Origin of the sequence: Hymenobacter sp. BRD67, assembly GCF_013256425.1 — a bacterium.
Lineage (GTDB): Bacteria > Bacteroidota > Bacteroidia > Cytophagales > Hymenobacteraceae > Hymenobacter.
On the sequence record NZ_CP053904.1, the window covers coordinates 244,698 to 256,941 of the forward strand.

At 58.9% G+C, this 12,244-nt stretch carries 8 protein-coding genes and 1 pseudogene; all 9 read left to right on the forward strand.

Going from position 1 to position 12,244, the window contains the following annotated elements; genetic code table 11:
- The first annotated feature begins 40 nt into the window (after nt 1–40).
- Nucleotides 41–913, forward strand: coding sequence for an FtsL-like putative cell division protein (locus GKZ67_RS22330; RefSeq protein WP_217278660.1), 873 nt, complete (start codon nt 41–43; stop codon nt 911–913).
- On the forward strand, nt 897–3,392 hold the full coding sequence (locus tag GKZ67_RS01135; protein WP_173240786.1) for a penicillin-binding protein: 2,496 nt from the start codon (nt 897–899) through the stop codon (nt 3,390–3,392). The genes GKZ67_RS22330 and GKZ67_RS01135 overlap by 17 nt, the downstream gene beginning before the upstream one ends.
- Nucleotides 3,389–4,866, forward strand: a pseudogene (locus GKZ67_RS01140) (UDP-N-acetylmuramoyl-L-alanyl-D-glutamate--2,6-diaminopimelate ligase). Before GKZ67_RS01135 ends, GKZ67_RS01140 begins: the two are co-directional and overlap by 4 nt.
- A gap of 61 nt (nt 4,867–4,927) precedes the next feature.
- The gene (mraY, locus tag GKZ67_RS01145) at nt 4,928–6,148 is read left to right on the forward strand and encodes a phospho-N-acetylmuramoyl-pentapeptide-transferase (protein WP_173240787.1); all 1,221 of its coding nucleotides are present in this window, start codon (nt 4,928–4,930) and stop codon (nt 6,146–6,148) included.
- A 15-nt stretch (nt 6,149–6,163) separates the two neighbouring features.
- Nucleotides 6,164–7,528 carry a UDP-N-acetylmuramoyl-L-alanine--D-glutamate ligase gene (gene murD / locus GKZ67_RS01150; RefSeq protein WP_173240788.1) on the forward strand — a complete coding sequence of 455 codons (1,365 nt, stop codon included), beginning with the start codon at nt 6,164–6,166 and terminating at the stop codon, nt 7,526–7,528.
- A 14-nt stretch (nt 7,529–7,542) separates the two neighbouring features.
- Nucleotides 7,543–8,742: an FtsW/RodA/SpoVE family cell cycle protein gene (locus GKZ67_RS01155; RefSeq protein WP_173240789.1), complete on the forward strand. Its 1,200-nt coding sequence runs from the start codon at nt 7,543–7,545 to the stop codon at nt 8,740–8,742.
- An 88-nt stretch (nt 8,743–8,830) separates the two neighbouring features.
- Nucleotides 8,831–9,928, forward strand: coding sequence for an undecaprenyldiphospho-muramoylpentapeptide beta-N-acetylglucosaminyltransferase (murG, locus tag GKZ67_RS01160; protein WP_173240790.1), 1,098 nt, complete (start codon nt 8,831–8,833; stop codon nt 9,926–9,928).
- Between the two features lie 39 nt (nt 9,929–9,967).
- Nucleotides 9,968–11,374 (forward strand): UDP-N-acetylmuramate--L-alanine ligase, encoded by a 1,407-nt coding sequence (gene murC / locus GKZ67_RS01165; protein ID WP_173240791.1) that lies wholly within the window; start codon nt 9,968–9,970, stop codon nt 11,372–11,374.
- A gap of 114 nt (nt 11,375–11,488) precedes the next feature.
- Entirely contained in the window at nt 11,489–12,241 is a 753-nt protein-coding gene (locus GKZ67_RS01170) for a cell division protein FtsQ/DivIB (protein WP_254244991.1), read from the forward strand.
- Nucleotides 12,242–12,244 lie beyond the last annotated feature (3 nt).

Below are 12,244 nucleotides of genomic sequence, written 5' to 3' on the forward strand. Positions count from 1 at the left end.
GGTCCGCCCCGCGCCAACACCGTGCGCCCCCGCAGGCCCCGTGCCCGAAGAATTGCCGGTGGCCGCGCCGCCCGTGGCCGTGGTTGAGCCGGTGCCGGCCCCACCCGTCGAGCCCAAAAGAGTCCGCAAGCCCGCGCCTGCTCCGGCCGAGTTTACCGCGCCGGCCTGGGAGCGGCACGAAGGTGTGACGGCGACCGGCTGGAGTCTGTTTTCGCTGCTCGACCGCTTCACGGGCCTCGACGGCCTGTTTCGGGAGGGCCTGCCGGTACGCTTCCTACCTAAGCTGCTGTTTGGGATGTTGCTTATTTTGATATATATAGGAAATACTCATTATGGTAACCGTATGAACCGCAACATTCAGCGGCTCAAGCAGGAAACGGAAGATTTGCGCGCCGACTATACTACCCTGAAATCGGACTATATGGAGGCCAGCAAGCAAAGCGAGGTGGCCCGTAAGGTCGCGGCCATCGGGCTGGTTGAAAGCTCATCGCCTCCCTTCCGCATTACGGTGCCGGCGGGCCGCCTCGACGAGGCAGAGCTGGAGTCGATGCCCGTGCTCACGGCCGATACCTTGGCGGTCCGCGCGGCCCGCGACTCGGTAGCGGCCTTCCGGGCCGACTCCATTCAGGGCCGCGCCCGCCGCCAGCAGCTGGGCTTGTCGGCAGATGATACGCCCGAGCTGGGAGCGCCGCCGCCCGGCCCGGCCGACGAGGATGCGCCTACTGACGGTGTTGCTACTGGCTTGGCTGCCAGCAATAAAGCCACCGCAGGCACTAGAGCAGGCAGCGGGTCATCCAGACAAAAAAGTATAAAAAAGTCTAAAAAGGCTTCTGGGTCTGCTCATTCGTCGTCACTTAAGTCAACCACTGGAAATCAGAAATCAGGAGCTAAAAACCATGAAAGGCAGCGTTAAGAAATCCATCGTTACGCGGGTACGGCTCGCGTTTCTGGGGGTGGCGCTGTTTTCCTGCGCTGTCGCCTGGAAAATCTCGCGCATTCAATACCAGGAAGGCGCCAAGTGGCGGGCGCTGGAGCAGGAGCGGCGCATCAGCTACCAGCCAGTGCCCGCCACGCGGGGTAATATCTACTCGGATAATGAGAGTATCATGGCTACTTCCCTGCCCTTTTACCGGGTGGCCTGGGACCCCGGCGTGGTCGATGACGCCGTGTTTGCCAGCAACGTCGACTCCCTGGCCTGGCACCTGGCCCACTTCTTTGGCGACCGCAGTGAGCAGGAGTACAAGCGCAAGCTCATGGATGCCCACCTCGACCATGAGGTGCGCTACCTGCGCCTCAACTCGCGGCAGATTAACTTTCAGGAAAAGAAGGAGCTGGCGGCCTGGCCCATCTTCCGGGCCAAGCGGCGGGGTGGGGTTATATTCGAAAAAGTAGATAAACGCTTCCGGCCCTTTGGCGGGCTGGCCCAGCGCACGGTAGGCTTTGTTAATGAGGACCGCAACGGGGCGGGGCTGGAGTTTACCTTTCAGCAAAAGCTGGCCGGACGGGCCGGGGAAGCCCTGTTTGAGCGGGTGCCGGGCGGCCTGAAGCCGGTGTACGATGGCACCGAGATAAAGCCCCAGCCGGGCTACGACGTCAAAACGACCCTCGACATCAACCTGCAGGACGGCGCTGAGGACGCGCTTTACAAGTCGCTGGTAGCCAACGATGCCAAGTACGGCTGCGCCATTCTGATGGAGGTGAAGACCGGGGCCATAAAAGCGGTGGCCAACCTCGGCAAAGCCGCCGACGGCACTTATAAGGAAGACTACAACTACGCCTTTGCCGACCAGGGCCGCACCGAGCCGGGCTCGACTTTCAAGCTGGCTTCGATGATGGCCGTGCTGGAAGCCGACCCCGCGCTGAAGCTCGACGACATGGTGGATACCGGCCCCGGCCGCATGCTGATTGGCGGCGCGGTCAAAACCGACTCGCACGCCAATGGCCGCATCACAGTGCAGCAGGTGTTTGAGAAGTCGAGCAACATTGGCGTGGCGCGGCTGGTGCAGGAGCATTTTGCCAGCAACCCCACGCAGTACACCGATTACCTCAAGCGCTTCGGCCTCGATAAGCCGCTGGGCTTTCAGATGAGCGGTGAAGCGCTGCCCTACGTGAAAGACCCGCGCGACCGCAGCTGGAGCCGCACCTCGCTCTCCACAATGGCCATTGGCTACGAGCTGAAGCTGGCCCCGCTGCAAACCCTGGCTTTTTACAATGCCGTGGCTAATGGCGGCGTGAAGGTGGCGCCCATGATTGTGAAGGAAATAAAGCAGGCCGACCAGGTAGTGGAGCATTTCGACACGCAGGTGCTTATTCCTAAAATCTGCTCCGATGCCACCTTGCGCAAGCTGCACGCCATGATGGAAGGCGTGGTGCTGCAAGGCACGGCCAAGGCTATCCGGCCTAAAGACTACAGCATTGCCGGCAAAACCGGTACGGCCTGGAAGTTCAAAAACGGCCAGTACACCAAAACGTATTCGACCAGCTTTTGCGGCTTCTTTCCGGCCGACAAGCCCAAGTACAGCTGCATCGTGGTGATTGACTCGCCGAGCAAGGGCCGCATCTACGGCGGCGACGTGGCCGCCCCGGTATTTCGCGACATTGCCGACCGCTGCATGGCCCGCGACCAGGCCAGCCAGCGGCCCATGCTGGCCCGGGTGCCGGCCCGCCGCACGCCCGTGCCGCTGGTACGCGCCGGCCTGCAGGAGGAAATTGCGCTGGTTTGCCAGAAAATAGGCCTGCCCGGCCAAACCCATGCCACTGGCGGCGAAGAGTGGGTGCGCGCTACCGCGGCAGTTGACACGGCTTTTGTGGCCCGCACGGTAGCCCTGCGCCCCGATGCCAGCGTGGCTCATCCCGGCCGCATGCCCGACGTGCGCGGCCTGACGCTGCGCGATGCGCTGTTTCTGCTCGAAAACCGGGGCATGAGCGTACAAAGCAGGGGCTCGGGCCGGGTGCGCGAGCAGTCACTGGCTCCGGGTGAGCCCGTGCGGCGCGGCCTCGCAGTGGGGCTGATACTGGCGCCCACCGCCGCGCCAACGGCCGCCCCACTGGCCCTGCCCGCCCCGCTACACACGGAAATTGCCGAAAACACGCTGCTTATTCCGGCCGAAAATACCAGCCATGCCAAGGTAGCCCGGCCAGCCGCCGCTGCCAAGGCTAAGCCGGCTGCTCCCAGGCCAGCCGCCGTTGAAACGGCAAAAGACAAAGCCGCTGCGCCAGCTAAAGCCAGCAAGAAGCCAGCTCCGGCGGCCCGGCCCAAAAAAGCGGCGCCTGAAAAGTCTGATAGTCGAACCACTCAGCGCCCGCCTGCTCCGCCGTCCGCAACAGGCAGCGCCCTGGTAAAAGCAAAGGCCAATACGGCCCTCAAAGCTAAAACCCCCAAACGCGCATGAGCACGCTGCCGCTATTTGCCCTGCTCGCCGAAATTACGGTGCTTGCCCAGCACGGCAACCCCGACGTGCCCGTGGCCGGCCTCACCCTCGACTCGCGCCGGGCCGGGCCGGGGCAGCTGTTCTGTGCCCTGCGCGGCACCGCCACCGATGGGCATAAGTTTATCGACCAGGCAGTGGCCCAGGGAGCAGCGGTGGTGGTGTGCGAAGAGCTGCCCGCGCAGCTGCATGCTGCCACTACCTATGTGCAGGTGGCCGATAGCGCCGCCGCGCTCGGGCCCATCGCCAGCGCGTTCTACGGCCACCCGTCGCGCCAGCTTACGCTGGTGGGCGTAACCGGCACCAACGGCAAAACTACCTGCGCTACGCTCCTGCATAAGCTGCTGCGCGAGCTGGGCTATCATGCCGGCCTGCTGAGCACGGTGCAGAATCAGATTGACGAAACCGTGGTGGCCAGCACGCACACCACGCCCGATGCTATCCGTCTCAATGAGCTGCTGGCCCGCATGGTGGCGGCGGGCTGTACCCACGCCTGCATGGAGGTAAGCAGCCACGCCGTGGCCCAGCACCGGATAGGGGGGCTGCGCTTCGCGGGCGGCATTTTCACCAACCTCACCCACGACCACCTCGACTACCACGGCACGTTCGATAATTACCTGAAGGCCAAAAAAGGCTTTTTCGATGGGCTGCCCAAAACGGCTTTCGCCCTCACCAATGCCGACGACAAGCGCGGGCCGGTAATGCTGCAAAATACCGTCGCCCGCCGCGCTACCTACTCGCTGCGCTCGGCGGCCACCTTCCGCGCCCGGCTGGTTGATAACGACATGGCCGGCCTGCACCTGGAGCTGGATGGCCGCGAGGTGCAGTTCCGTCTCATCGGGGTATTTAATGCCTACAACCTGCTGGCCGTGTACGGCGCGGCCGTGCTGCTCGGCGAAGACCCCACCGAGGCGCTTACCATTCTCTCGGGCCTCACTACTGCGCCGGCCGCTTTGAGCCGGTTACCGTGCCGGGCCAGGCTATCAGCGGCCTCGTCGACTATGCGCACACGCCCGATGCGCTGGAGAACGTGCTTCAGACTCTGCACCAGACGCGCCGGCCCGAGCAGCGCATTATCACGGTGGTGGGCTGCGGCGGCAACCGCGACGCTGCCAAGCGGCCCATTATGGCGCGGCTGGCCGCCCAGCTTTCCGATGAGGTTATCCTGACGTCCGACAACCCGCGCGACGAAGACCCGCTCGCTATTCTGCGCCAGATGCAGGCCGGGCTTACCCCGCCAACCGATGCCCGCGTGCAGGTTATTGCCGACCGCCGCGCGGCCATCCGGGCGGCCGTGGCCCTGGCCCGGCCCGCCGACCTGGTGCTGGTAGCCGGCAAAGGCCACGAAACCTACCAGGAAATCAAAGGAGTGAAAACGCACTTCGACGACCGCGAAGAACTGCGTAACGCCCTACTTAGCAGTAAGAATAAGGAATGAAGCGTGGCAGCAGTAGTGCTGCCTCAGGCTACTCATTCCAAACTTCTCATTCACTATTAAAATGCTCTACTACCTCTTCCGTTATCTGCACGAACATTATCACCTCACCGGAACCGGCGTGTTTCAGTACACGACCTTCCGCGCCGGGCTGGCCGTGGTAACGTCGTTGCTCATTGCCCAGCTGTTTGGCGGAAAGCTTATTAACGTGTTGCAGCGCAAGCAGGTGGGCGAAACGATTCGGGACCTCGGCCTGCAAGGACAAAATGAGAAAAAGGGTACGCCCACCATGGGCGGTCTTATTATTCTGCTGGCTATTCTGGTGCCGGTGCTGCTTTTTGCCCGCCTGCGCAATATCTATATTATCCTGATGCTGCTCAGCACCGTATGGCTCGGGCTTATTGGCTTTCTCGACGACTACATCAAGGTTTTTCGTAAAAATAAAGAAGGGCTGAGCGGTCGGTTTAAGGTGCTGGGTCAGATTGGCTTAGGCCTGACTGTAGGCTGGGTGCTCTACTACAGCAACGAGGTAACGGTGCGCGAATACCTGCTGCCCAACGGCCAGCTTTCGGCCGTTGATGCCAGCAAGGTTTTCAACGATGTGCACCTGATGATAACGACGGTGCCGTTTATGAAAAATAACGAGCTGAACTACGGCGACTTGTTTGCCACGGCGGGCAGCGCCTTCAAGGGTCTATATGGTATATTGTATATTCCAATCGTAATCGTCATTATTACGGCCGTTAGCAATGGCGCTAATATCACCGACGGCCTCGACGGGCTGGCCGCCGGCACGTCGGCAATTATTGGTATCACACTGGCAATCTTCGCCTTCGTCAGCGGCAACGCGCTGCTCGCAGACTACCTGGATGTCATGTTCATCCCCGACTCCGGCGAGCTAGTTATCTTCTGCACGGCCTTTGTGGGTGCCTGTATAGGGTTTTTGTGGTATAACTCGTACCCGGCTCAGGTTTTTATGGGCGATACGGGCTCACTGGCCCTGGGCGGCATTATCGCGGTGCTGGCCCTCATTGTGCGCAAAGAGCTGCTGATTCCGATTTTGTGCGGCGTATTTCTAATTGAGAACCTGTCGGTTATCGTGCAGGTGAGCTGGTTTAAATACACCCGGCGCAAATATGGGGAAGGCCGCCGGCTGCTGCGCATGTCGCCGTTGCACCATCATTACCAAAAACTGGGCTACCACGAATCCAAAATTGTATCAAGGTTCTGGATTGTGGGCATTATGCTGGCGGTAGTTACCCTGGTTACGCTGAAACTACGCTAATACTTATTCGCCGCTATGACTGCTGTCAGCAAAAATATTATTATTCTCGGAGCCGCCGAAAGCGGCGTGGGCGCCGCTTTGCTGGCGCAGGCGAAAGGCCATACCACGTTCGTATCCGACCGGGGACCCATTCAGCCCCAGTATAAGGAAAAGCTTACCCAGGCCGGTATCGAGTTTGAGGAAAACCAGCACTCGCTGGAGCGGATTCTGCAAGCCGATGAAGTAATTAAAAGCCCCGGCATTCCGGAAAAAGCAGCCGTCATTAAGGCCCTGCGTGAGAAAAATATTGCCATTATTTCCGAGATAGAGTTTGCCAGCCGCTATACGAAAGCACGGTTTATTGCCATTACCGGCACCAACGGCAAAACCACCACCACGCTGCTCACCTATCATTTGCTTAAGGAAGCCGGCCTGAGCGTAGGGCTGGCCGGCAACATCGGCTACTCGCTCGCCGAGCAGGTGATTGCCGATAAGTTTGCCTACTACGTGCTCGAAATCAGTAGCTTCCAGCTGGACGATACCAAGGATTTTCACCCCTGGATTTCGCTGCTGCTCAATATCACCCCCGACCACCTCGACCGCTACGACTACTCGCTGGCTAAGTACGCTGAGGCGAAGCTGCGCATTGCCGAAAACCTGGTTTCCGACGATTACCTGATTTACAACGCCGACGACGAGACTATCGAGCGCTTTCTGAAAACCGCGTTTATGACGGCTTTCCTGCTGCCCTTCAGCCTGCACCACCGTCCCGATTATCACCTGGCAGCTTACTACGAAGACGAATACACCCTGCGCCTGAACCTGCCCACCGACGACCAGCATCCCGAAAAGGTAAGTGTGAAAAGCTCGCCGCTTATTGGCCAGCACAACCACCAGAACATGGCGGCGGCTATCCTGGCGGCGCGGGTCGCCGGGGTGTCGCCCCAGCAGCTTGAGGCCGCCCTGCGCTCATTCAAAAATGCCGACCACCGCTTGCAACTGGTACGTAAAATATCTGATATTCAGTATATAAACGATAGCAAAGCCACCAATGTAGAAGCCGCCTGGTATGCCCTCGACGGTATCAAGCGGCCTATTGTGTGGATAGCTGGCGGCACCGACAAAGGCAACGACTACGCCACCTTGCAGCCGCTGGCCGAGCAAAAAGTGAAGGCGCTAATCTGCCTGGGCGTAGACAATACCAAGCTGCGCGCCGCCTTCGAAAGCCATGTGCCGCACTTCGAAGAAACCCAAAGCATGACCGATGCTGTGCGCCGCGCCGCGGCGCTGGCAGCACCCGGCGACGTCGTACTGCTGTCGCCCTGCTGCGCCAGCTTCGATTTATTTAAAAACTACGAAGACCGCGGCCGGCAATTTGCCGCCGCCGTGCAGGCATTATAATTAAATCAGGACTTATGGAAACGACCCGTCTTACCTGGCTTCAGCGCAACCTTAAGGGCGACCCTATTTTGTGGGCCATCGTTATCCTATTTTCGCTCATCAGCATCGCGGTGGTGTACTCGGCCACCGGCACGCTGGCCTACCGGCAGGAAATGCACGGCCGTTCGGGCTCGGTGGAGGGCATTGCGTTGAAGCACGCCAGCCTCATTTTCATAGGTCTGGCCCTGGCTTGGCTAGCGCATCGGATTGATTATCGCCATTATTCGCGGCTGTCGCTTTACGCGCTGCTGCTTTCAGTGCCCTTGCTGCTGTACACCTATTTCTTCGGCGGCACCACCTTCAACGATGCCTCCCGCTGGCTCACCATCCCGGTTATCAACCAGACCTTTCAGCCCTCCGACCTGGCCAAGCTGGCGCTTATCTCGCACCTGGCTAGTATGCTAAGCCGCCGGCAGCAGCACCTGCACGATTTTTGGAGCACGCTTTTTCCGGTGATGCTGTGGGTAGGCGTTATCTGCGGCTTGATTGTCCTGTCGAATGCTTCCACGGCGCTGCTGCTGTTTCTTACCTGCCTGCTGCTCATGTTCATCGGCCGCGTACCCATGAAGCAGATGCTGGTGATGGTCGTTATCGGCGTAGTGCTGGGCGGTGCCGGGCTGGCGGCCGGCCAGCGTCTCGGAACAGTAATGTCGCGGGTCACCAATTTTACCGATAAAACTAAAAAACCTCAATTTCAGCTTGAGCACTCGTTTATTGCCATTGCCACGGGTGGCCTCACCGGCAAAGGCCCCGGCAAAAGCACCGAGCGCAATATTATGCCGCACCCGTATTCCGACTTTATTTACGCCATTATTATTGAAGAATATGGTATGATTGGCGGCTTGTTCGTGCTGTTTCTCTACCTGGCTTTTTTATATCGGGGATTAAAAACCGTGATGAACAGCCAGGGCGCATTCGGAGGGCTGCTCTCGGCCGGCCTGAGCTTTAGCCTGGTATTGCAGGCAATGGTAAATATGGGCGTAGCCGTGGGCCTCGGCCCGGTAACGGGCCTGCCGCTGCCAATGCTGAGCATGGGCGGTACGTCGCTTATATTCACGGGCTTAAGCGTCGGTATTATCCTGGCCGTAAGCCGGGGCGAGCGCGAAACCCGCCCCATGGCCGGCGAGCCCGCCGATACGGCACGCATTACGAGTAAACGCGCGCAGTATGCGTGATTTTTAGTTGCCGATAATTAGCTGTTATTAGTAAATTTTACTATATAAAAACTATCTGCTGCTGGTTAGCGGCTTACAGCTCAATAATATGAAATTTATCATCTCCGGCGGCGGTACTGGCGGGCATATTTTCCCGGCGGTGGCAATTGCGAATGAAATCCGGCGTCGGCAGCCCGACGCTGAGATTCTATTCGTAGGTGCCAACGGCCGCATGGAGATGACGCGCGTGCCCGAAGCTGGCTATAAGATTGTGGGCCTGGATATCACCGGTCTGCAGCGCCGCCTGACGCCGCAGAATATATTGTTTCCGGTGCGGGTATTTCGCTCGGTGCGCAAGGCTGGTAAATTAATTCAGGAGTTTCGGCCCGATGCTGTAATAGGAGTGGGCGGCTACGCCTCAGCTCCGGTTTTACTGGCTGCTACCTCACGCGGCATTCCAACTCTTATTCAGGAACAGAACTCGTACGCGGGGCTGGTTAATAAATTGCTGGCGCGCCGCGTGGGCAAAATATGCGTAGCCTACGAGGGCATGGAAAAATTCTTTCCCTCTGAAAAGCTTGTGCTTACCGGCAACCCCGTGCGGACGGAAATAGCTCTGGGTAGCCGCGAGGAAGCAATACGTTTCTTTAACCTGGACCCCGCCAAAAAAACGCTACTGGTAGTGGGCGGTAGCCTGGGGGCCCGCACGCTCAACCTGGCCACGGCGGCGGCGTTGCCACTCCTGCGCGAAGCCGGGGTGCAACTACTCTGGCAAACGGGTAAGCTCTATTTTCCCGAAGCGCAGCAGCAGGCCGCGCCCTTTGCCGCCGACCGGCTGCAGGCGCTGGAATTTATCCGGCGTATGGACCTGGCCTACGCGGCCGCCGATGTGGTTATTAGCCGGGCCGGCGCCCTTTCAGTATCAGAGCTTTGCCTCACGGGAAAGACCAGCGTGCTGGTGCCATCGCCCAACGTAGCCGAAGACCATCAGACCAAGAATGCGCTGGCGCTGGTGGGCAAGGGCGCGGCCGTACTCATCACCGATGCGCACGCCGCCGGGCGCCTCTACGACGAAACGTTACGCCTGCTCGCCGACCCGGTGCGCCAGCAGCAGCTTAGCCAGCGCGTGCTGGAAATGGCCCGGCCCAGCGCCACCACTGCTATTGTAGACGAACTATTTAAACTGGTAAAAATCAATACCGACTAAAGCAGAGCGTCCGGCTTGGCAGGGCGTTTAAACCTCGTAATGCAGCAGTTTCCCTACGTATTTTTCCTCGGCATCGGAGGCATCGGCATGTCGGCGCTGGCCCGTTGGTTTAAAGCCAATGGCCACCAGGTGAGCGGCTACGACAAAACCGAAACCCCCCTGACGCAGGCCTTGCAGGCCGAAGGTATTGCCGTGCATTATGCCGATGCAGTCGAAAATATTCCGTCGGAAATTCGGGAAAACAAGGCCCGTACGCTGGTTGTGCTTACGCCGGCTATTCCGGCCGACAGCCTGGAATGGGCCTGGCTGCGCGAGCAGGGCTACGATATCCGCAAGCGCAGCCAGGTACTGGGCGTGCTCACCCAGGGCCGGCCTACGATTGCGGTAGCGGGTACGCACGGCAAAACCACGACCAGTAGCATGGTGGCGCATTTGCTGCGTCAGGCCGGCCTCGACGCCGGGGCTTTTTTGGGCGGTATCTCCGTAAATCTGGGCTCCAATCTGTTGCTGCCCAAAACCCCTACGGCCCCGGTAGTGGTGGAAGCCGACGAATACGACCGCAGCTTTCTGACCCTGCACCCCGATGTAGCCATCGTGACCAGTACCGATGCCGACCACCTGGATATCTACGGGGAGCAAAGCGCGCTTATCGACTCTTTCTGTCAATTCGTTGGCCAGCTAAAGCCCGGGGGGACGCTGCTGCTCAACCACACTGCCGACGAGCGGGTGGCGGCGGCCGTGCCGCCCGGCACGCGGGTGCTGCGCTACGGCTTGGCGGCTGCGCCGCACCTCGACTTATTTGCTGGAAATATTACCACCGAAGGACATCAGTTTCACTTCGACCTGCACAGCCCACAGGGCGTCGTGGCGGGGTTGAAGTTAGCCGTGCCCGGCTTTCACAATATTGAAAATATGCTGGCCGCCGCCGCGGCCGCACAATTATTTGGAGTGCGTGAAATGCAACTCCCTGAGGCCGTGGCTACGTATCGGGGCGTTAAAAGGCGCTTCGAATTTATTGTAACCAGGGCTGATAAAGTATACGTAGACGACTACGCCCATCACCCGCGCGAAATTGAAGCTTTTCTGCGCTCGTTGCGCGCCTTATATCCCGGTAAAAAAATACGGGTCATTTTTCAGCCGCATTTATTTACCCGCACCCGCGACTTTGCCGAAGGCTTTTCAAAAAGCCTGAGTCTGGCCGATGAAGTAGTGCTGCTGGATATTTATCCGGCGCGTGAGCTGCCCATAGCGGGCGTGACTGCGGAAATGTTGCTCTCGGCAATTACTTCGCCGGCTAAATCGCTGCAAACCAAGCAGCAAGTGTTGGAAAATGCCCAAAATAATTCTACATTTGACGTGCTGGCAACCGTAGGAGCCGGCGACATTGATACCCTTGTGCCGCAGCTTAAAAAAATACTGGATTCTACAGAAATTCCTCAAAACTAAAAAAAATATAATCTGCTCGTTTTATCTTATTTTTTAGCTGCCGCTTGCGCTAATTATAGCACGGTTGAGGCTGCAAAACAAACCAGATAAGGGCTAATATGCAATTTTATGAATATGACCGTTCGCAATTTGCTTGTCGCGCTTGCCTGCCTGCTGGGGTTGGGTAGCATGGCTGCGTTTGCGGCCTTTCGGCAAGCGCACCGCCCGGTGCAAAATGTTGTGGTAAACGTAGCTAACGAGTTCGATAATTATTTTATCAGTGAGCGTGGCGTAACCGCGCTTCTTACCAATGGCGGTAAAGAGCCGGTGCTGGGCACGGTGCCCGAAGGCCCGCGACTGCGCGAGCTGGAAAACCGGCTGAAGGCGCACCCTTTCGTGCGCGATGCGCAGGTGTATCGTGACCTCGCCGGCAATCTGCACGCCGACGTGCACCAAAACCGGCCTATCGCCCGTTTGGTGCATCCCGATGACCGCCTCGATACCTACGTCGATGCCAATGGCCGGCGGCTGCCGCTGTCGCCGCTCTACACGGCGCGGGTGGCCACCGTGAGCCGGGCCGGCGGCGGCACGCTGCCCAGTAATTTTTTTCAGGATAGCACCAGTCGGGGCTACCTCGATTTTTTACGCTTTGTAGATGAGCATCCCTTCTGGCGGGCTCAGGTGGCCGAAGTTTTTGTGGAGCCGGGCGGCAAGCTCAGCTTCACGCAGCAGGTGGGCGACCAGCGTATCGAGTTTGGGGCCCCCGAAGATATTTCGGAAAAATTCGCCAAATTGATGGTATTTTACCGTCAAATTCCCTCAGTGCTAGGCTGGGATACGTACCATCGCATAAACGTAGAATACCAAAACCAAATAATTTGCGAGTAGTAA